The sequence below is a fragment of the Halopseudomonas sp. genome (assembly GCF_041579695.1).
Taxonomy (GTDB): domain Bacteria; phylum Pseudomonadota; class Gammaproteobacteria; order Pseudomonadales; family Pseudomonadaceae; genus Halopseudomonas.
This window is the reverse complement of sequence record NZ_JBFGFI010000055.1, coordinates 1-20906: the sequence shown is the minus strand read 5'-3', so window position 1 is coordinate 20906 and position 20906 is coordinate 1. Positions and strand designations below refer to the sequence as shown.

Sequence of the window (20906 nt, the reverse complement as noted above, 5' to 3'; positions counted from 1 at the left end):
GGCCGGGGAATCAGTGTGGCGTCGCTGACCTGCAGATCAATACTCCAGAAACCCTGCTCGCCCAACAGATACGCTATCGGTTCACCGCCGCGACGCCGGTCGAGCAACCGGTTAAACGCGTCGATTCGCGTGGCCTCCAGCCGATGTTCCGGCCAGGTGCGTAGAAAGCTGCGCGGCTTCGCCAACACATGTGCCAGCAACAGCTCGGCATCCAGTACCGGCGTTGGCGAGTCTGGCAGGTCGGCCTGGGCCAACAGCTCGGCAATGGTCGACATCAGACGTGTTCCAGCGCTGCCAGCTGATCGGCCTGATATTCACGCAGCAGCGGATCGATTACCTGATCCAGGTTGCCCTGAACCACATCATCCAGGCTGTAAAGCGTCAGATTGATCCGGTGGTCGGTCACCCTGCCCTGTGGGAAATTGTAGGTGCGTATCCGTTCAGACCGGTCACCGGAGCCGACCAGCGAACGCCGGGTGTCGGACATTTCCTTCTCCTGCGCCTCGCGCTGCAGGTTATCAAGTCGGGCCTGCAGCAAACTCATCGCGCGCGCACGGTTCTTGTGCTGGGAGCGCTCTTCCTGACATTCCACCACGATTCCCGTAGGCAGGTGGGTCAGGCGGATAGCCGAATCGGTCTTGTTCACGTGCTGCCCACCAGCGCCGGATGAGCGGTAAGTATCGACCCGCAGGTCGCCAGCGTTGATCTCGGTCTGCGCCTGTTCATCCAGCTCGGGCATGACCGCCACGGTGCAGGCAGAGGTATGAATCCGCCCCTGGGATTCGGTTTCCGGCACGCGCTGTACTCGGTGTGCGCCGGATTCAAACTTCAGTCTCGAATAGACATTCTGCCCCTCGATCCGGGCAATGACTTCCTTGAATCCGCCGTGCTCGCCGGTGCTCTCGGAAAGAATCTCGATGCGCCAGCCCTGGCGTTCGGCATATTTGCCGTACATGCGAAACAGGTCACCGGCAAAGATCGCCGCCTCATCGCCACCGGTGCCGGCGCGCACTTCCAGGAACACGTTGCGCTCATCATTGGGGTCCTTGGGCAGCAACAGGAAGTTCAGCCGCTCTTCCAACTGCGCGAGTTTTTCCTCGCACTGGGCAGCGTCTTCCTCGGCCATCTCGCGCAGATCGGGATCGGCGTCCTTGAGCAGGCTGCGCGCCTCCTCGAGATCGGCGCGGACTTTCTGCCAGCCGATATAGCATTCGATGGTCTCGCCCAGATCGGCATACTCCATGGAATAGGCGCGGAAGCGTTTCTGGTCGCTGATCACCTCAGCGTCGCTGAGCAGCGCCGACAGCTCCTCGTGTCGCTCCTGCATAATATCCAGGCGGTTCAACAGGGATGCTTTCATGGTTCGCCTTGTATGGTGGTCACATCGTCCAGCGCGAACAGCTCCTGCGCCAACGCCAGGGCCTCGGCCCGGCCCTCGGCTGTCATCTGCTTGAGCTGCACACTGGGGTCGTGAAGCAGTTTGTTGGTCAGTGCCCGGGCCATTTCGGTCATCACCACTGAAGGATCCGCACCCCGCTCGAGTCGCGCCTGCGCCTTGAGCAGTTCCTGGTCGCGCAGAGTCTCCGCCTTGACCCGGTATCGGCGCAGCACATCCACCGCCGCCAGCGCACGCAGGCGCTGCATGAATTCGGCTGTGCCGAGCAATATCATCCGCTCGGCTGCTTCTGCCGCATCCTGGCGTGAGCGCATATTGTCTTCGATCACTTCATGCAAGTCGTCTACCGAGTAGAGATAGACGTCGGCCAGCGCACCCACCTCCGGCTCGATATCACGCGGTACCGCGATATCGACCATGAACATCGGCTTGCGCCGCCGCTGCTTGAGCGCACGCTCCACCGCGCCCTTGCCAAGAATCGGCAGTGGACTGGCCGTGGAGCTGATCACGATATCGCACTGGCCGAGAAAGTCGGGAATCTGATTGAGCACGATGGCCTGACCGCCCAGCGGCCCGCTAAGCAATTCGGCGCGCTCCAGAGTGCGGTTGGCGACGATGATGCGGCCCACCCCCTGTTCAAACAGATGCCGGGCGACCAGTGCGATGGTTTCCCCTGCACCGATCAGCAGCGCGGTGCTGCGGCGCAGATCGGAGAAGATCTGTCTGGCCAGGCTGACGGCGGCAAAGGCGACCGACACCGGATTCTCACCGATCGCGGTATCCGTGCGGACCTGCTTGGCCGTGTTGAACGTGCTCTGAAAAAGCCGGTCCAGATAGGGACCGAGAGTGCCGGCACTGCGCGCTGACTGCCAGGCATCCTTCATCTGACCGAAAATCTGCGGCTCGCCCAGCACCATGGAGTCGAGCCCCGCGGCGACACGCATCATATGCGCCACAGCGTCCTCGTTACTATGCTGATAGCTGCAGGCTCGTAATTCCGCGACGGGCATGCCGTGAAAAGCAGCAAACCAGACGAGGATACAGTCTGCATCAAGGTGATCTTGCGAGCAGTAGATCTCGGTACGATTGCAGGTCGAGAGGATAGCCACTTCCTGGGTGCTGGTCTCATCACGCAGACGCTGCAGCGCTCCGGCCAGCTGCTCGGGGGCGAACGCCAGGCGCTCGCGCACATCGACTGCGGCGGTTCTGTGATTGATCCCGAATGCGAGGAAGCCCATGGTGTCCCGTTTATCTGAACATAACGTGCAATTGTCCTATGTATGCCAGTGCCGATCAATTCCCTTGACCCTGTGGGTTTGCAACAGATCCTGTGTCATGATGATTACCTTGCCGAACATCATCAGAGTGCCCATGAGCGCAACCATCAAGGCTGTATTTCATCGACCGCTGCTGCCCTGCTTCCTGGCCCTGGCGCTGGCCGGCTGCGCCACGCCCAGGCAAGCCGCCACGCCACCGCCAGCCGTGGCGCCCGCAGCTGAAGAAATCGAAGCGCCCAAGGTATACGGGCAGTTTCGCCAGGACACCCTCTTCGATTTGCTCACCGCAGAAATTGCCGGTCAGCGCGATCGCTATGACATCGCCCTCGACAACTATCTGCTGCAGGCGCGGCGCACGCGCGATGCCGGCGTAGTGGAACGGGCCATGCGTGTAGCCGAGTTTCTCGGCGCCCATGAGCCAGCCATGGAAATGGCCATACTCTGGACCGAAGTCGATGCCTACAACGCTGAGGCCTTCCGCGCGGCAGCGCTGCATCTTGCGCGAGCCGGCGAGCATGAGCGCGCAATGCAGGCGATGCAACAGGTGCTTAGCATGCAGGGCGAAACCCATTTCGACTTTCTTGCCCTCGCTGCAGCGCAAACCGACGAACCGACCCGCGCGGCGATGCTGGAAAGCATAAGCCAGTTGCTGGAAAACAATCCGGACAATGCCCAACTGGTATTTGCCAAGGCCCTGCTGTTACAGCAGGGCGGCAACGACGAAGCGGCGCTGGCTGTACTCGAGCAGCATCCGCAAGCAGCCAGCGCACCGGCTGCGCTCATGCTGCATGCCCGGGTTCTAGCCGCGCGTGGTGAGACGCAACCGGCGATCAACATGTTGCAGCAGGGCCTCACCGAGCATCCCGGTGATACCCGCATGCGTCTGCTACTGGCCCGGCTTCTGGTATCCAGCGGCGATCTGGACGCAGCCGGCACCCAGTTTGCCACCCTGATCAAACAGAATCCCGACGATACCGACCTCCTGCTGTCCCTGGCCCTGGTGCATCTGGAAAACGACCATTTTGAACAGGCCGCCACGCATCTTGAGCAACTGATCGAGACAGATCCACAGAACGATACCGCGCTCTATCACCTGGGCATCGCCTACCGCGAGCTCGAGCGGGACGAAGCCGCCCAGCGGGCATGGCTGCAGGTTCAGGCCGGGCGCGAGTTTCTCAGTTCGCGCCTGCTGCTCAGCCAGCTGCTGGCCGAGCAGGGCGACTTTGACAAACTGGCGCGGACCATGCTGGCCGAGCGAGCTTCCAATCCGGATCTTGCATTGCAGCTATATCTGATCGAAATCGAAACTCTCGCCGATAAGAATCTGGAAATCGCCCTGCAGCGCGTCAACCAGGCGCTGGAAACCTTCGAGGCGAATCCAAACCTGCTCTACACCCGAGCCATGCTCGCCGAACAGATGGGCGATATCGCAGCCATGGAACGGGACTTGCGGCGTATCCTGCAGGACGAGCCGGACAATGCCATGGTGCTCAATGCGCTGGGCTATACGCTGGCCGACCGCAACGAAAAGCTGGACGAGGCACTACAGCTTATCGAACGTGCCGCCGCGCTGGAACCTGATGACCCGGCCATCATCGACAGCCTCGGCTGGGTGCACTATCGGCTGGGTAATCTCGATCTGGCTGAAACCTATTTGCGTCAGGCCCATGTTCAATACCCTGATCATGAGGTCGCCGCCCATCTGGGCGAGGTTCTCTGGGTGCAGGGCAAACGCAAAGAAGCGCGTAAAATCTGGAATGAGGCACTGCAAGAGACCCCCGGGAGCTCCCTCATCCGTTCCACCCGTCAACGTCTGGAAGCCAACTGATCCATGTACCTGCTGCGCCCCACTCTGCTCATCGTGCTGGCCGGCATACTGTCCGCTTGTACCAGCCTGCATCAACGCGAAACCCTCGACTTTGGTGGCGATACCGCTGCCTGGCAGGCTCATCGCTCTGCGGTTCAACCTGTCCGCAGCTGGACCCTGCAGGGCAAGATCGGCGTCCGCGCACCAGAGGAATCCGGCAGCGGAACCCTGACCTGGATCCAACAACAGGGTGACTACGATATTCGCATCTCCGGCCCACTGGGCCGAGGGGCAACACGTCTGCAGGGTAACGAACAGGGTGTGATCCTGGACATGGCTGGCCAGCCGACCCTGCGCGCCGCTTCGGCGGAGGAACTGCTTGAACAGCAGACAGGTTGGCGTCTGCCGGTTGAACATCTGCTGTGGTGGGTACGGGGGCTCCCTGCCCCGGATAGCGCCAGCCGTCTGCAGCTGGATCCGCAAAGCCGGCTCGCCCGTCTGTCACAGGCCGGCTGGACAGTCGAGTACAGCCGCTATCAGGACGTCGACGGCCTGCAGTTGCCGCAACGTCTCCAGCTATCGGCCAATGACATCCTTGTGACACTGGTCCTGACACAGTGGAACCTGCCGGACCGGCCATGAAAACCTCTGAGTCCTCGGGTACGCCCCCTGTCGAAGCGCAGCTGAGCCTGCCCGCCCCAGCCAAGCTGAACCTGTTCCTGCATGTGACCGGCCGTCTTCCCGATGGCTATCACACGCTGCAAACGCTATTTCAGTTCATCGATGTCTGCGACACCCTGCATTTCAATGCGCGTGACGATGGGCAGCTGCACCTGCAAAGTGAGTTGGTGGGTGTAGCCGCCAAGGACAATCTGGTGCTGCGCGCAGCCCTTCTGCTGCAACAAGCGAGCAACTGCGGGCTGGGCGCCGACATCCGCCTGGACAAACGCCTGCCCATGGGCGGCGGCATCGGCGGCGGCAGTTCGGACGCGGCAACCACCCTGGTTGGCCTTAACCACCTGTGGCAAACGGGCCTCAGCCTGGAGCAACTGGCGACGCTCGGTTTGAGCCTGGGCGCAGACGTTCCGGTTTTCGTTCTGGGCCGTGCAGCCTGGGCGGAAGGCGTAGGCGAATTACTCACGCCAGTCGAGCTGGAGGAGCCCTGGTATCTGCTGGCCGTGCCCGATTGCCAGGTGAGCACCGCGCAGATTTTTTCTGATGAGAGGTTGACGCGTGACACCCAGCCCATTACATTAGCGGCCTTCCATGACCGCGGCGGTCGAAATGATTGCCTACCGGTAGCGGAAGCGTGTTACCCGGAAATACGTAACACATTGATCTTGCTAAACAATTATTGTGAAGCTAAGATGACTGGAACTGGCAGTTGTGTGTTTGGGGCCTTCCCAAACGAACGTGAAGCTGATAAAGTTCGCGCCCGGTTGCCAGCCACTCTGCAAACCTTTGTTGCACGCGGTTGTAACGTTTCACCGTTACATCAGATGCTCTTCAAAGCGGCGTAAAAAGGATGCAACCGAGCATCCGGACAGTTATTACAGGGGCGTAGCCAAGCGGTAAGGCAGCGGGTTTTGATCCCGCCATGCGTTGGTTCGAATCCAGCCGCCCCTGCCATTTTCTCCGGCAGCAATCATTACACCTTGAATCCGGTTGTCACTGGATCGAGTGCTTTCATGCATCCGACCCGCAGACGGTTTCAATCGCACCGACCACTACCCAGATAAGGTAATGCAGCGTGTCCAAGATGATGGTTTTCGCGGGGAACGCCAACCCCGATCTGGCACGACGCGTCGTGCGTCAATTGCACATTCCCCTCGGCGACGCCTCCGTCGGCCGCTTCAGCGACGGCGAAGTCACCGTCGAGCTGAACGAGAATGTGCGGGGCAAGGATGTATTCATCATCCAGCCTACCTGTGCCCCCACCAACGACAACCTGATGGAACTGGTGATCATGGCCGATGCGTTGCGCCGATCATCGGCTTCGCGTATTACTGCGGTCATGCCCTACTTCGGTTACGCCCGTCAGGACCGTCGCCCACGCTCGGCACGAGTTGCCATCAGCGCCAAAGTGGTTGCCGACATGCTCGGCACTGTAGGTGTCGATCGCGTCCTCACCGTCGACCTGCACGCCGACCAGATCCAGGGTTTCTTCGATATTCCGGTAGACAACATCTACGGCTCCCCTGTCCTGGTCGACGATCTGATTGCCCAACGGCATGACAACCTGATGATCGTCTCTCCCGACATCGGCGGCGTGGTTCGTGCCCGTGCCGTAGCCAAGCAACTGAGCGTTGACCTGGCGATTATCGACAAGCGCCGGCCCAAGGCGAACCAGTCGGAAGTCATGCACATCATCGGTGATGTCGAAGGTCGCAACTGCATCCTGATCGACGACATGGTCGATACTGCCGGCACACTTTGCCATGCCGCCAGCGCGCTGAAAGATCATGGTGCCGCCAAGGTATTCGCCTATGCCACGCACCCGGTGCTGTCAGGCAAGGCCATCGAGAACATCTCCAACTCCAAGCTCGACGAACTGGTCGTGACCAACACCATCCCGCTGTCCGGTCCCGCTGCCGCCTGTGATCGTATCCGCCAGCTGGACATGGCGCCGATCATCGCCGAAGCGATGCGCCGCATCAGCAACGAAGAATCCATTAGCGCCATGTTCCGCTAGGAACAGGGCACTGGGTAAACATCCCGGTTGATAGCAACCGGGTTTATATCAATCATCCGATGCGCTGGTCGCAAGTGCCCGGATGTTCAGCAAGGAGACTAACTATGGTCGACTTCACATTAAGAGCGATAGCGCGTGACGATCTGGGGAAAGGTGCGAGCCGCCGCCTGCGTCGTAACGCCGATATGGTACCGGCAATCATCTATGGTGGTTCCAAGGCCCCCCAGAGCGTATCCCTGGAAGCCCGGGAACTGAAAAAGGCGTTGGAAAACGAAGCGTTCTTCTCGCACGTCATCAAGGTCGATGTCGATGGCAAGAACAACAACGTGTTGATCAAGGCCCTCCAGCGTCATCCTGCAAAGGGTCACGTCATGCACGTCGACCTGCTGCGTGTGATCGCAGGCCATGAAGTAACCGTTCTGGTGCCGCTGCACTTCCTCAACGAGAGTAGCTGCGTTGGCGTCAAACAGGGCGGCGGTATCGTCTCCCACACCATGACCGAAGTCGAAGTTCACTGCCTGCCCAAGGATCTGCCCGAGTTTATCGAAGTGGATATGGCAGAAGTCGAACTCAACGGCATCGTTCACCTGACCGATCTGAAACTACCCAAGGGTGTGAGCCTTACCGCTCTGGCCCAGGGCGCAGACCACGATCTGCCAGTTGCCAACGTTCATGCTCCTCGTGTAGCTGTTGACGAAGAAGCTGGCGAAGAAGCACCGAAGGATGAAGGCGAGGAATCAGCGGAGTAATTAACCGCTGAGACCCATAAGGGGCGCCCCGTTGTGACGCAGGGAATCAAGTTGATCGTCGGCCTGGGAAATCCCGGACCTGAATATGAACTGACCCGTCACAACGCGGGCGCCCTTTTTGTTGCCCGTCTGGCCGACCAGCACAATGTGCAACTGCGCCAGGAGAGCAAGTTCTACGGCCTTACCGGTCGCCTGACCCTTGATGGTCAGGATGTACGTCTACTGATCCCCACCACATTCATGAACCGCAGTGGTCAGGCTGTTGCCGCACTGGCCGGTTTCTACCGTATTGAGCCGCAAGAAATTCTGGTAGCTCACGACGAGCTCGATCTGCCTCCCGGCGTGGTCAAGTGCAAGCAGGGTGGCGGTACCGGCGGACACAACGGTCTGAAAGACATACTTGCCCGCATGGGCAATCAGAATACCTTTTACCGCCTGCGCCTGGGCATCGGCCACCCCGGCCACAGTTCGCAGGTAACCGGTTTTGTGCTTGGCCGCGCGCCGCGCGCCGAGCAGGAAGCGCTGGAGGCCTGCGTCGATGAAGCTATCCGCGAGCTGCCAGGCATGATCGCCGGTGACTGGACCAAGGTCATGCAGCGCCTGCACAGTTTCAAAGCCTGATTACACAATTCGCCGCCAAGCGGCAGAGGACACCAGTATGGGATTCAATTGCGGTATCGTCGGTCTGCCCAACGTTGGCAAATCCACGCTGTTCAATGCCCTGACCAAGTCAGGCATCGCAGCAGAAAACTTCCCTTTTTGCACCATCGAGCCCAACAGTGGCATCGTACCGATGCCCGATCCGCGCCTGGACGCCCTGTCCGCTATCGTCAAGCCGCAGAAGACCATCCCCACCACCATGGAGTTCGTGGACATTGCCGGCCTGGTGGCGGGCGCCTCAAAGGGCGAGGGACTGGGCAACAAGTTTCTCGCCAATATCCGTGAGACCGACGCCATCGCACACGTGGTGCGCTGTTTCGAAGACGAGAACGTGATTCACGTCTCCAATAGCGTCGATCCCAAGCGCGATATCGAAATCATCGATCTGGAACTGATCTTCGCCGACCTGGACAGCTGCGAGAAGCAGCTCTACAAGGTCTCTCGCAATGCCAAGAGCGGAGACAAGGAAGCAGTCGCACAGAAGGCGCTGCTGGAAAAGCTCATCCCGCATTTCAGCGAGGGCAAGCCGGCACGCTCACTGATCAAGGATCTGAGCCCGGAAGACAAGCAACTGATCAAGAGTTTCCACCTGCTGACCAGCAAGCCGGTGATGTACATTGCCAACGTCGCCGAGGATGGCTTCGAGAACAACCCACACCTGGATGTGGTGCATACCATCGCCGCCGAAGAGGGGGCGATCGTGGTGCCGGTGTGCAACAAGATCGAAGCGGAGATTGCCGAGCTGGACGATGGCGAGGAGAAAGACATGTTTCTCGAGTCCCTGGGTCTGGAAGAGCCAGGTCTCAACCGAGTGATCCGCGCTGGCTACCAGCTGCTGAACCTGCAGACCTACTTTACCGCCGGTGTGAAGGAAGTGCGCGCCTGGACCGTCAAGGTCGGCGCTACCGCACCCCAAGCCGCTGCCGTGATCCATACTGATTTCGAGAAAGGCTTCATCCGCGCCGAAGTCATCGCCTATGACGACTTCATCTCGCACAACGGTGAAGCAGGCGCGAAGGAAGCCGGCAAGTGGCGGCTGGAAGGCAAGGAATACATCGTCAAGGACGGTGACGTGATGCATTTTCGCTTCAACGTCTGAGCCGCTACAAAGCTCGATCAATCCCCCGCCTGCCGATGCAGCCGGGGGATTTTTATATTGGCGTACCGACGGCGAGACTGAACAGCTTCGTTACGCTCCGGAACTTCAGGGGCCGGATAACAACTGAAGGAGATAGATGCAGGGGCGCGAATGCTCAAGCATACCAGTCGCCTCCTGATCCTCGCCTTCTCGATATTGATGAGCCTGATGCTGGTCGACCTCAACGGCGGACATATCCCGGAAATCACCGCCGCCGGCGTTCCCGCCAACTCCGGCATCGACCGGCCCGGTCAGGGCTCATCCGGCCAGCAGGGCAAACAGCAAGTCTAGGACTGTACTGGCACTGTGGGTAGGCCATGCCATACTGATGGGCACAGCCATAAGATGCCTCTTGTCCAATGTCGAAACGCAACAAGTCTTTAACTGTCGGCTTAGTGTCGGCCCTCTTCATCTATTGCCTGTTGGGCTTTCTGCTCCTTCCGGGCATCGCGCTGGACCTGATAAACAAAGAGCTGGACCAGCGTGTGAACGTACCCGCCCGGCTGGACAGCCTGCAATTCAATCCGTTCAGCCTGGAACTCACCCTGGGCAACCTTGAAATCGGTGAGGCCGAGGATCCGCTGCTGGGTTTCCAGCGCCTGCACGCCAATCTGCAGGTCAGCAGCCTATGGCGCGGCGCTCTACAGCTGGATAGCCTGGTCATCGAGCGCGCGCAGGTGGCGGCGGTGCTGCGGGAGTCCGGCACCCTGAATCTCACCCAGCTGATGAATGCTCCGCATAGCGAGCCGAAAGATAGCGGCGAAGCGCTGTTCCCGGTGCGCATCGAGCGACTGGAGCTGGTCAACAGCCAGCTGGATTTCCAGGACAGAGAGCCATCTACACCCGTGCAAACAAGCTTCGACAAGATCAACCTTGAGGTCCAGCAATTCAGCACTGTAGACGCGGAGCGCGCCGAAATGAGTCTGCAGGCCAGCGGCCCCTCGGGCTCTCAGCTGCAGCTGGAGGGAAGCCTGGCCGTAGCGCCGCTCAACTCCGCCGGCATGCTCAGCGTGGACGACCTCCCCCTGGCACCCTTCTGGCCCTATGTCCGCGATCTACTGGATCTCAGACTGGAGCGCGGCGAGTTCAGCGGTCACTTCGACTACCGCCTGGACCTGGAAGACGGCACCGAACTGGTCCTGGATGAAGCCAGCGCGACCCTGTCGTCGTTCGCCGTCACTTCGGCCGGCGATGAGCCCCTGGCACGCCTAGCACAACTGCAGTTCAACGATACGTCCCTCGATCTGGCCCAACGCTCGGTACGCGTGGGTAATGTGCGTAGCCGTGGGCTGGAAGCATGGTTCAGCCGCGACGCAAATGGCCAGCTGAACTGGCAGGCGGTATTGCCTGCTCAGGACGACACAGCGCAGGCAGCCAATACACCGACAGATCCGAACGCAGCCTGGCGCATCCGCTTGCCTGACGTGCAACTGCGCGATTACCAACTCCACCTCACCGACAAACAGCCGCAAACACCCGTCAATCTTCAGCTGAGCTCTCTGGATGTGGACATGACCGGCTTCGACAGTGGCGACAACAGTGCCTTTGACCTCCAGATCGACACCCGGGTGGCAGAAGAGGGTCGCCTGAGCGCGCAGGGGCAGGCCAGACTGGATCCGCCGAGCATGGAGATGCAGGTAAGTGCCGAAAACATCGACCTGGAGTTGGCTCAAGCCTACATCGACCCGCTGGTGCGCATGGAGATCCGTGAAGGCACGCTGGATACCACAGCCGACGTGCAAATCGACAGCATCGAGCCGTTCTCGCTGCGCGTGAACGGCAACGCCGGGATTTTCGCTCTGCACGTGGTCGATACGGTGGAGAGCCGCGATTTGCTGAAATGGGAACGTTTGCAGCTCAACGGCATTGCTTACAGTAATGAAGGCATCTCAGTTGAGCGGGCGCAGCTACTGAAGCCTTATGCGCGCCTCATCATCAACCAGGATCTGTCCACCAACGTCGGCAACCTGATAATCGGCCAGCCGGCCGACGATAGGGAGGACAACAAAAAAACCCTCGGCGTGCGCATCGGCGCGGTGGACATCCAGCAGGGCTCGATCAATTTTGCCGATTTCAGTCTGCAGCCTAACGTGGCGTTGACCGTGGAAGAACTGACCGGGCAGATCGGCACATTGGATAACCAGAGCGCAACCCCCGCAGAGCTAAGCCTTGCAGGTCAGGTCGACCGCTACGCGCCGGTGAGGATTGAAGGCAGCCTGACGCCTTTCGACCCGCTCAACAGCCTGGACGTCGAGGCCAGTTTCAAGGATATAGAACTGACCACCCTGAGCCCTTATGCGCGCAAATTTGCGGGCTACCGGATACGCAAGGGACGCCTGGATCTGAAACTACACTACCAGATCGATGACGGCGTCCTGGAGGCTGATAACCAGGTTCTGTTGCGCGACCTGCAGCTCGGCGAGCAGGTCGAAAGCCCGAGCGCAGTGGACGTTCCGGTGCGTCTGGCAGTGGCGCTGCTGAAGGATGGCCAGGGGAATATAAATATCACCCTGCCCGTGCAGGGCGATCTGAGCAATCCCGACTTCGACATCATGCCAGTCATCTGGCAGAGCTTCGGCAACCTGCTCTCACGCGCCGCCACAGCACCATTCCGCTTTATCGCCAACCTGATAGGCGACGAAGAAGATGATCTCAGCCAGGTTATCTTCACCGCCGGGGAAGCCGACCTCGACAGCCAGGCACGGCAGAGGCTCGACAATCTGGCCAGGGCGCTAAAGGATCGTCCGGCCCTGCGACTGGAAGTCGAAGGCATGAGCTCCCCCGCGGCAGATGGCCCCCTGGTAGCCCAGCAGCGGCTGGAGCGGGAGCTGAGCCGGCGATGGCAGAAAGTGCTGGAACAGGGACAGACGCCAGCATCTGATGCAGAACCCGGCATACCAGCCGAGAAAGAAACCGAGCTGCTGGAGGACATATACCGCGACCGACTGAAAGAACCGGTGCCGGAACAATGGGCGGAGCTGGAGGTCCAGGCGCGCACCGAGCGGATCCGGCAGGCCGTGCTGGAGACCTGGGCAAACAATGATGCGCTGCTCAGACGCCTCGCCCAGGAGCGGAACGCGAGCATCAAGGGCTATCTGGTAGACAGTGCCGGTCTAGCACCTTCCCGTGTACAACTTCTTGACGTGGGTATTGAGGCTGTTGCGGAAAACTCGGTAGTGCCTACCACGCTGCATCTGGGCACGGACCAGTCATTCGACAACGCTCCCTGATCGAAAGTTAACCGGTTGATAAGAAAGGTAAATAAATCTCTCTGAGTGCTTGACTTTAGACCCGCGCAACTGAATAATGCGCAGCCTCGGATGGCTACATAGCTCAGTTGGTTAGAGCACAGCATTCATAATGCTGGGGTCCCTGGTTCAAGTCCAGGTGTAGCCACCAACCTTTTCAAGGGCTTAGCTTCGGCTAGGCCTTTTTTTATGTCCGCTGTAAAGACTACAGGCGCTTGAGCAGCTCCTGCTCGATTATCTGCGTAGTCTGAGAATCTAGCTCCGCGATCGACATTTCCGCCAACAGGGATCCCACCGCATTTTCAAGCTGATCGGCGAGTGCGCCGGCTTGCCATTGGTAGCGCAACAAGAGCGCTGAACTGAGTATCGCCGCGAGCGGATTGGCCTTGCCTGTGCCAGCGATATCCGGCGCGCTGCCATGAACCGGCTCGGCGAGCGCAATGCCCTCCCCCCAGTTGAGCGACGGTGCCATGCCCAGACCGCCGGACCAGTAGCTGGCCAGATCGGACAATATGTCGCCGAACAGATTTGTAGTCACCAGTATGTCGAAGTCCTGTGGGCGTTCGATCAATTGCAGTGCAGCAACATCCACCAGGCGCTCATCGACGATGTCGTCAAGTCCCTCCGCTGTAAGCACCCGGCGACAACTGTCGCGAAACAACCCGCAGGTCAGCGGCAATACGTTTGCCTTGTGCACCAGCGTTATCCGCCTGCCGTCTCGCAGCCTGGCCACCTGGGCCGCTCGCTGGGCAATATGCTCGCTTGCATGCCGGCTGATGTGCCGCTCGGCGATGGCCAGATCAGCGGACTGCATGTGCTCGCGGCCGATATACAGCCCTTCGCTGTTCTCCCGAAGGATCATCAGATCCACATCCGCCCGGGGCGATATCCGGGGCCAACTGCGGACCGGTCGCAGATTCACGTTCAATTGCAGACTCTGTCGCAAGGTCAGGATCGCGCTGCGATAGCCTTCCACCCGATGGGAAGGTGAGGATACCGCGCCAAAAAGCCCGGCGCCGCATTCACGCATCCGCTGCAGGGTTGTCTCAGGCACAGACTGACCATGGCGCTGGAAACAATCCCAGCCTGCCTCGGCCTCCGTGACCTGCAGCCTCGGGATCAGCCGTTCCAGTAACCTGACAGCCGATGGTACGACTTCATGGCCGATGCCATCGCCGGCAATCACGCACAACCGTGTCATCTCTTGCTACCCTCCCAGGTGGCCAACAGCAGACCCAGAAAGGTCAGGGCGCCACCAACCACATGATACCAGCGCAATACCTCGCCCAGCAGCAGCACACCGAGCAATGCGGTGAACACCGGCATCAGATAACTGAACAGAGAAGCAGTGGCCGGACCAAGCACTTTTACCCCATTGTTCCATGCCAGATACGCCACCAGGGAAGCGACGATTGCAGTATAGCCAATGGCTCCCAGAGTGTGCAGCTCCAATGGCATCGCCCCTACCTGGCTGAACTCCCAGAGATAGAAAGGCAGCAGTAGCGGTACCCCACAGAGCAGCATCGCCGACAATTGCGTGAGACCGGGAACAGGTAGCATCCATCGGCGCAGCAGCACCGAATAAAGCCCCCAGGCAAGCACCGCGACGATCATGATCAGGTCACCGGGATTGAACTGCAGTTCGAGCAGCCGCTGCGGCTGGCCGCTGGTCAGAATGACCAATAGCCCGCAGAAGGACAGCAGCGCGCCAAGCAGGGTGGCCCGTGTCGGCCACTCATGGAGGATTATCAACGTCCAGATGAAAGCGGCTACCGGAAGCCCGGTATTGACCAGGGTGATATTGATCGCGGTAGTACTCTGTGCCGCCAGATACAGCAGTGTGTTGTAGGTGGAAATGCTCAGCGCCGACAATGCGATAACCTGCCAACGATGCTCCAGCAGCAGCCGCCGATGACGCCATACCCCGCGGGCGGTGAAAGGCAGAAGTATCAGCAGCGCGGTGGTCCAACGCCAGAAGGACAAACTGACCGGCGGCAACAGGCCGGCACTTGCACGCGCTATCAGAGCGTTGCCGGCCCAGGCGAGGGTGCACACCACCAGCCCGGCGATCGCCCAATAGCGCGCATGGGGGGTCAAGGGGGGCTGAGCCGGTACTGCTCAGGGATTTGTTCCGGACCATTGACGGTGACGTCCAGATCCTTCAGGTGCCCGTCCTTGATCCCGTAAATAAAACCGTGCACGGTCAACGGCTGCCCACGGTGCCAGGCGTTCTGCACAATACTGGTGTGACTGACATTGCCCACCTGGCGAATAACATTCAATTCGCACATGCGATCGATCTGGCGCTCTTCGCCCTCGATCAACTTCAGCTTGTTGCGCTGCTCGTAATAGAGATCCCGAATGGAGCGCAGCCAGCCATCACTGAGGCCCAGCTGATTGTTGCGCATCGCAGCCCTGACGCCACCACACCCATAGTGGCCAGTCACGATGATATGTTTCACCTTCAACACGTCCACCGCGAACTGCATGACTGACAGGCAATTGAGATCGGTGTGCAGCACCACGTTGGCTATGTTGCGATGTACGAAGAGCTCTCCGGGCAGCAACCCGACTATCTCGTTGGCAGGCACCCTGGAGTCCGCACAACCGATCCACAGGTACTCTGGGGCCTGTTGTCTGGCGAGCTTGGTAAAAAACTCGGGGTCTTCTTGCTTGATAGCTTCTGACCACTCGCGGTTATTGGCGAACAGTTGCTTCAAATCGCTCATCTTCCCTACCTTGTAATATGGTCTTCCTGATCAATCGATGAGGGAGTAGGCCATCACCAATGCATCTTCTTTGCCGTTGGCGGCCGGATAGTAATCGGGCCGCCGGCCTATTTCGTTGAAGCCGAAACTTTCGTAGAGCCCTGCCGCCGCCAGATTCGAAGCCCTGACCTCCAGAAAGGTCACCTCCGCCCCTCGTTGCCGCGCCCTCTCAATAATGAACTCGAGGAGTGCCGCACCGAGCCCCGCTTTCTGGTTCTGCGGTCTGATGGTGATGTTCAGCAGATGCGATTCGTCTCCGGCCACTGACAGTACGGTATGCCCGACCTGCTGGTCGTCCAGAAACAGGAGCCAGCATTCATAACCCGGTTTGATGCAGTCGAGAAATATGCCCCGGGTCCAGGGATGACTAAATGCGGCGAGCTCGACCTCAAGCACCGCATCGACATCCTCAGGTAACATCGGCTGGTAGCGCAATCCGGTCATCTGGTCTCCGCCCAACGCGGCATCACGCGTTTGAGTAACTGCCATAATCCTGCCTTCTCCCCGGGCTGTTGCAACATCACTTCAATGCCGGGCGCAAACCATCCCGCTCCCAGCTCCTCAAGCGCCTCCTCGCGGCCCCTGAGCGCTGCTGCCTCCTCTGGGTCGCCAGTGGCCAGCAAGCCTGCCATGGCACCAAAACAGCCAATGGATTTTACCGGCTGGGATTCCAGACGCGCCTGCATGAAAGCCTGCAGTGCTTCGCTGGCGGCCTCGGCGCTACGTGCAACCTGGGGATTGCGGCTCAGCGGCCAACGAAAGTCCGCTTGCAGACGCGGGGCGGGCGGTAAACCCGCGGCGCGCAGAATATCGCAAAGCAGATTGTGCTCTGCAGTTCCCTTCTCCAGCCCCGGATCGGATATCTCGATCAACAGCGCGCACGGGCCAGCCATCCATAATTGCAGGTAAAAAGGCGCAACGGTTCGGCCGGCTTGTTCTATGGGGGAGGATGGCGTTGCAGCCAGATCTGACACAGAGGCCGCTTGTGGCGGCAACTCCTTCCTGGCTGGCTGTGCCGCCACTTGCGCACGCCGCTGCTCTACCAGCCTGGCAGAGGGAGAGTCAGTGACCGGCCTGCCGGTGTCCGCAGGCGCAATAGCAGTAGAATCTGCCGGCGCATCAACGGCAGGCGCAGGAGTGAGGTCCGCAGCCCGAGCACGCTGCGCAGCTGGCTCCGCTTCAGCCGGCATGCGCAATGCAGCGTGGGCCAGCGGCTGACGCGGAACCCAGCTGGTGACGCCGATGGCTTGCAAAAACGCCAATCGCTGCGATTCACGCATTATACGTCTGCTGCCTGCGGGTGCGCGCGATAGGCTCCTTCACGCATCAGATTCAGTGCATTGATATAGGCCTTGGCCGAGGCCACGACAATGTCCGTGTCGGCACCGTTTCCATTGACGATGCGTCCGGCTTTCTCCAACCGAACGGTCACCTCACCCTGCGAGTCTGTGCCCTGGGTAATCGCATTGACCGAATAAAGCTGCAGCGTCGAGTCGGAGTGGGCAATCTGTTCTATGGCCTTGAAGGTAGCGTCCACCGGCCCCGAGCCGGACGCGGTCGCTTCTTTCTCCTCGCCCGCGATGCTCAACACCACGCGCGCCAGGGGTGTTTCGCCCATGCGCGAGGCCACATCCAGATAAACGAGCTTGGTATGCTCCACTACTTCCGTCAGCGTCTCGGAAACCAGAGCCTGGAGATCTTCATCGAAAATATCCTGTTTTTTGTCTGCCAGATCCTTGAATCGTGCAAACGCGGCATTCAGGTCGGCCTCGCTGCCAAGTTCAATGCCAAGTTCCTGCAAGCGTGAGCGAAAAGCGTTACGACCCGACAACTTGCCCAGGGACAACCGGTTGGTATGCCAGCCAACCGATTGGGCACTCATGATTTCATAAGTCTCGCGGTGCTTGAGTACGCCGTCCTGGTGGATACCCGATTCGTGAGCAAACGCGTTGGCACCGACTATGGCTTTGTTCGGTTGTACCGCGAAGCCGGTAATTCCGGAGACCAGCCGCGATGCGCTGAGGATGTTCTCGGTAACAATGCCTGTGTGAACGCCGAGCACGTCTTCTCGGGTCTTGATGGCCATCACGATTTCTTCCAGGGCGGCGTTTCCGGCGCGCTCACCCAATCCGTTAATGGTGCATTCAACCTGGCGGGCTCCAGCATTGACCGCAGCAAGCGAGTTGGCAACCGCCAACCCCAGATCATTATGGCAGTGCACCGAGAACACGGCCCTGTCGGCGTTGGGAACGCGCTGGATGATCTGAGTGATCATCTCGGCAAACTGATGCGGAATCGAATAGCCGACTGTGTCGGGTATATTGATCGTTCGCGCGCCGGCATCGATAGCTGCCTCGATGATGCGGCAGAGAAAATCAAGCTCGGAGCGCCCGGCATCTTCGCAGGAAAATTCCACGTCAGAACACAGATTACGTGCCCGCTTGACCGCCCTGACGGCCTGCTCGACCACCTGGTCGGGCTGCAGCCGCAGCTTGTGCTGCATGTGAACCGGGCTGGTGGCGATGAAAGTGTGTATGCGTCCGCTATTGGCTCCACTCAGCGCTTCGGCGGCTCGATCAATATCCGCATCCATCGCGCGGGACAAACTGCAAACCGTACTGTCACGAATGCTATCGGCGATCAGTTTCACCGCAGCGAAGTCGCCGGGACTGGCAATGGCGAAGCCGGCCTCGATCACATCCACTCCGAGCTTTTCCAGCGAGCGGGCGATGCGCAGTTTTTCGTCTCTGGTCATCGATGCGCCGGGGCTCTGCTCCCCGTCACGCAGCGTGGTATCGAATATGATGACGCGATCATTGTTCATCGGCCCTTCCTCTTTGCTGGCTGCTCGTTGACGGGCCCTGAGATTTATCTGCAGAGCACCTGCCGAAGCCGTGATTCAAAGCCATACTATAACGCATCAGCGCCCTGGCTGGCTCTGCCCAACTCCGACACTGGCGCTAAACCAAGGCTAACTTATAGCGGGACAACACCATAGTAACTGTCTGTTTTCAGCGGCGCTGGCCAGGTTTAAGCTGTGCTTACAAGACATAAAAACAACAGCTGAGGTATCGCGCGTATGTTCGATCGTCATTATCAGGTGTGGCCCGATCAGGTGCCCCGCCAGCTGGAGCTCCCTGCTACCAGCATGTTTCACAATCTCACCGTCTCGGCTTTGCGCTTCGGGCAACATCCGGCGATCCACTATTACGGCACCGACATAAGCTATGCACGCTTCAAGCATGAAGCCGAAGCGCTGGCCGGTCACCTCCAACAGGCCGGAGTAAAGCAAGGCGATCGTGTGCTGCTATACATGCAGAACAGCCCCCAGTACATCATCGGGTTTTTTGCCATTTTGCGGGCCAACGCCGTGGTGGTCCCGGTCAATCCGATGAATCGATCGGCCGAGCTGCAATACCTGATTGAGGATACCCAGGCACCGGTAGCACTATGCGGGCAGGAGCTGCTGGAAAACATCCTCCCGCATATCGGCGTTGGCCATCTACGAGAGGTAGTGGCCACCGCATATTCTGAGTACATCACCGAATCCACCGATCTGAACTTGCCGGACGCTGTCCGCGCACCCGCCAGCGAAAATCAGATCTCCGGTGTGACCGCCTGGCAAGAAGCGCTAAAGGCTGGGCTGATACCAGGCGAGCTGACTGCGGGACCTGATGATCTGTGCGTCATTCCTTACAGCTCAGGCACAACCGGCAATCCGAAGGGTTGCGCACATACCCATCACAGCGTGATGGCTACGACCGTATACGGGGCGGTCTGGACCAACGCCCAGCACGATATCGTGCATCTCGTATCGGTACCCATGTTTCACGTCACCGGGATGCAATCGTGCATGAACAGCACGCTCTACGCGGGAGGCACCCTGGTAGTCATGACCCGATGGGACCGTAAGGTCGCGGCCCAGCTGATCCAGCGCTGCAAGGTCAATACCTGGCGAAATATCTCCACCATGGTCGTGGACATGCTGTCGGACCCCGACATCGATCAGTACGACATAAGCTCACTCAACAGCATCGGCGGCGGTGGCGCAGCGATGCCCGCAGCTGTTGCCGCCAAGCTCGCAGCCAAGACAGGCCTCACCTACATGGAGGGTTATGGCCTGTCGGAGACCATGGCGCCGACTCACGTCAACCCACCCCAGGCCAGCAAGGCCCAGTGCCTCGGCATACCCATCATTGGCGTCGATTCCCGAGTGGTCAATGTCGATACGCTGGAGGAAGTCGGCCCGGGGGTGACAGGCGAGATCATCATGCGTGGAGAGCAGATATTTCAGGGTTACTGGAACCGACCGGAAGCAACTGAAGAGGCTTTTATCGAACTGGATGGACACCGATTCTTCCGCTCTGGCGATTTGGGATACTACGACGAAGAGGGTTATTTCTTCCTGGTGGATCGCGTCAAACGCATGATCAATGCCTCAGGCTACAAGGTCTGGCCCGCGGAGGTCGAATCACTTATGTACGCAAACCCTGCGATACGCGAGGTGTGTGTGGTGTCAACGCCCCACGCACGGCGAGGAGAAACGGTTAAAGCCTTCGTTGTGCTGTCGGCAGGTAATGAGAAAACCAGTGCTGAAAACATTATGGCCTGGTGCCAGGAGAACATGGCGGCATACAAATGCCCGGTGGTGATCGAGTTTACCGACAGCATCCCCAAGTCACCTACTGGCAAAATCATGTGGCGGCTTTTGCAGGAAGAGGAATGGAAGGACTCGGAGCGCTAGCTTCAAGTCATTGGCACAGGGTCACAGCTCCATTCTGGGGCTCGTCACGGCCGCGACTAAGTCGTAGGACGAAGTTGCAGCGCCCCATCGTCATACCCGCGCAGGCGGGTATCCATTCTGACTGAAGTATCAGGCGTGCCTGTCGCGGACGACGCGCAGTCTGCCAGACCCAATGGATCCCCGCGTTCGCGAGGATGACGGAGTGGTGGGGGCCATCGCGCCGCTGTTTTGATTGCGCTTGATGTGGGAGGTTGAGCTTTTATCTTGCGGCTTGCCACTTTTCTAGCGCGCAAAGAAAAGCCCCGCGCTGTTTCCAGGCGGGGCTATTCAGTATAAGCGCTTGACGATGACCTACTCTCACATGAGGAAACCTCACACTACCATCGGCGATGCATCGTTTCACTTCTGAGTTCGGGATGGGATCAGG

18 protein-coding genes, 2 tRNA genes, 1 rRNA gene and 1 pseudogene are annotated in these 20906 nt (G+C 59.4%); 12 read left to right on the top strand and 10 right to left on the bottom strand.

Annotated elements, in window-relative coordinates; genetic code table 11:
* The 3 genes and pseudogenes from ABYA88_RS11150 to hemA form a co-directional block, all read right to left on the bottom strand.
* Positions 1-275 (bottom strand): annotated as a pseudogene (locus ABYA88_RS11150) (protein-(glutamine-N5) methyltransferase, release factor-specific); the annotation flags it as partial.
* Positions 275-1360 carry a peptide chain release factor 1 gene (gene prfA / locus ABYA88_RS11145; protein ID WP_373187344.1) on the bottom strand — a complete coding sequence of 362 codons (1086 nt, stop codon included), beginning with the start codon at positions 1358-1360 and terminating at the stop codon, positions 275-277. The pseudogene ABYA88_RS11150 and the gene prfA, both read right to left, overlap by 1 nt.
* Complete coding sequence (hemA, locus tag ABYA88_RS11140) at positions 1357-2634, bottom strand: glutamyl-tRNA reductase (RefSeq protein ID WP_373187343.1); 1278 nt, start codon at positions 2632-2634, stop codon at positions 1357-1359. Before hemA ends, prfA begins: the two co-directional genes overlap by 4 nt.
* A gap of 133 nt (positions 2635-2767) precedes the next feature.
* On the opposite strand from hemA, the gene ABYA88_RS11135 reads away from it, so the two are divergent.
* From ABYA88_RS11135 to ABYA88_RS11085, 11 genes are all read left to right on the top strand, one after another.
* Positions 2768-4501: a tetratricopeptide repeat protein gene (locus ABYA88_RS11135; RefSeq protein ID WP_373187342.1), complete on the top strand. Its 1734-nt coding sequence runs from the start codon at positions 2768-2770 to the stop codon at positions 4499-4501.
* Between the two features lie 3 nt (positions 4502-4504).
* On the top strand, positions 4505-5122 hold the full coding sequence (gene lolB, locus ABYA88_RS11130; RefSeq protein ID WP_373187341.1) for a lipoprotein insertase outer membrane protein LolB: 618 nt from the start codon (positions 4505-4507) through the stop codon (positions 5120-5122).
* Positions 5119-6000, top strand: coding sequence for a 4-(cytidine 5'-diphospho)-2-C-methyl-D-erythritol kinase (gene ispE / locus ABYA88_RS11125; protein WP_373187339.1), 882 nt, complete (start codon positions 5119-5121; stop codon positions 5998-6000). Before lolB ends, ispE begins: the two co-directional genes overlap by 4 nt.
* 34 nt (positions 6001-6034) lie before the next feature.
* A tRNA-Gln gene (locus ABYA88_RS11120) sits at positions 6035-6109 on the top strand.
* A 121-nt stretch (positions 6110-6230) separates the two neighbouring features.
* Positions 6231-7172, top strand: a complete 942-nt coding sequence (locus tag ABYA88_RS11115; protein WP_335606606.1) for a ribose-phosphate pyrophosphokinase — start codon at positions 6231-6233, stop codon at positions 7170-7172.
* Between the two features lie 104 nt (positions 7173-7276).
* Entirely contained in the window at positions 7277-7921 is a 645-nt protein-coding gene (locus ABYA88_RS11110) for a 50S ribosomal protein L25/general stress protein Ctc (RefSeq protein ID WP_373187337.1), read from the top strand.
* A 33-nt stretch (positions 7922-7954) separates the two neighbouring features.
* Positions 7955-8542 carry an aminoacyl-tRNA hydrolase gene (gene pth / locus ABYA88_RS11105; RefSeq protein WP_373187336.1) on the top strand — a complete coding sequence of 196 codons (588 nt, stop codon included), beginning with the start codon at positions 7955-7957 and terminating at the stop codon, positions 8540-8542.
* Positions 8543-8579: 37 nt separating this feature from the next.
* Positions 8580-9680, top strand: coding sequence for a redox-regulated ATPase YchF (gene ychF / locus ABYA88_RS11100; RefSeq protein WP_373187334.1), 1101 nt, complete (start codon positions 8580-8582; stop codon positions 9678-9680).
* A gap of 150 nt (positions 9681-9830) precedes the next feature.
* Positions 9831-10010 (top strand): hypothetical protein, encoded by a 180-nt coding sequence (locus ABYA88_RS11095; protein ID WP_373187333.1) that lies wholly within the window; start codon positions 9831-9833, stop codon positions 10008-10010.
* A gap of 104 nt (positions 10011-10114) precedes the next feature.
* Positions 10115-12949, top strand: coding sequence for a DUF748 domain-containing protein (locus tag ABYA88_RS11090; protein ID WP_373187332.1), 2835 nt, complete (start codon positions 10115-10117; stop codon positions 12947-12949).
* Between the two features lie 92 nt (positions 12950-13041).
* Positions 13042-13118, top strand: a tRNA-Met gene (locus ABYA88_RS11085).
* Positions 13119-13172: 54 nt separating this feature from the next.
* On the opposite strand, the gene ABYA88_RS11080 is transcribed toward ABYA88_RS11085, so the two are convergent.
* The 6 genes from ABYA88_RS11080 to ABYA88_RS11055 are packed head-to-tail and all read right to left on the bottom strand — an operon-like array spanning position 13173 to position 18559.
* On the bottom strand, positions 13173-14168 hold the full coding sequence (locus ABYA88_RS11080) for an isocitrate/isopropylmalate dehydrogenase family protein (protein WP_373187331.1): 996 nt from the start codon (positions 14166-14168) through the stop codon (positions 13173-13175).
* Complete coding sequence (locus ABYA88_RS11075; protein ID WP_373187330.1) at positions 14165-15064, bottom strand: DMT family transporter; 900 nt, start codon at positions 15062-15064, stop codon at positions 14165-14167. The genes ABYA88_RS11080 and ABYA88_RS11075 overlap by 4 nt, the downstream gene beginning before the upstream one ends.
* Positions 15061-15696, bottom strand: a complete 636-nt coding sequence (gene can, locus ABYA88_RS11070) for a carbonate dehydratase (RefSeq protein WP_373187329.1) — start codon at positions 15694-15696, stop codon at positions 15061-15063. The genes ABYA88_RS11075 and can overlap by 4 nt, the downstream gene beginning before the upstream one ends.
* A gap of 30 nt (positions 15697-15726) precedes the next feature.
* Entirely contained in the window at positions 15727-16179 is a 453-nt protein-coding gene (rimI, locus tag ABYA88_RS11065; RefSeq protein ID WP_373187328.1) for a ribosomal protein S18-alanine N-acetyltransferase, read from the bottom strand.
* Complete coding sequence (locus tag ABYA88_RS11060) at positions 16176-17015, bottom strand: hypothetical protein (RefSeq protein ID WP_373187327.1); 840 nt, start codon at positions 17013-17015, stop codon at positions 16176-16178. The genes rimI and ABYA88_RS11060 overlap by 4 nt, the downstream gene beginning before the upstream one ends.
* Positions 17015-18559: a 2-isopropylmalate synthase gene (locus ABYA88_RS11055; RefSeq protein ID WP_373187326.1), complete on the bottom strand. Its 1545-nt coding sequence runs from the start codon at positions 18557-18559 to the stop codon at positions 17015-17017. Before ABYA88_RS11055 ends, ABYA88_RS11060 begins: the two co-directional genes overlap by 1 nt.
* A 255-nt stretch (positions 18560-18814) precedes the next feature.
* On the opposite strand from ABYA88_RS11055, the gene ABYA88_RS11050 reads away from it, so the two are divergent.
* Entirely contained in the window at positions 18815-20479 is a 1665-nt protein-coding gene (locus ABYA88_RS11050) for a long-chain-fatty-acid--CoA ligase (protein WP_373187325.1), read from the top strand.
* 338 nt (positions 20480-20817) lie between these two features.
* Here the strand turns inward: ABYA88_RS11050 and rrf are convergent.
* Positions 20818-20906, bottom strand: a 5S ribosomal RNA gene (rrf, locus tag ABYA88_RS11045); the annotation flags it as partial.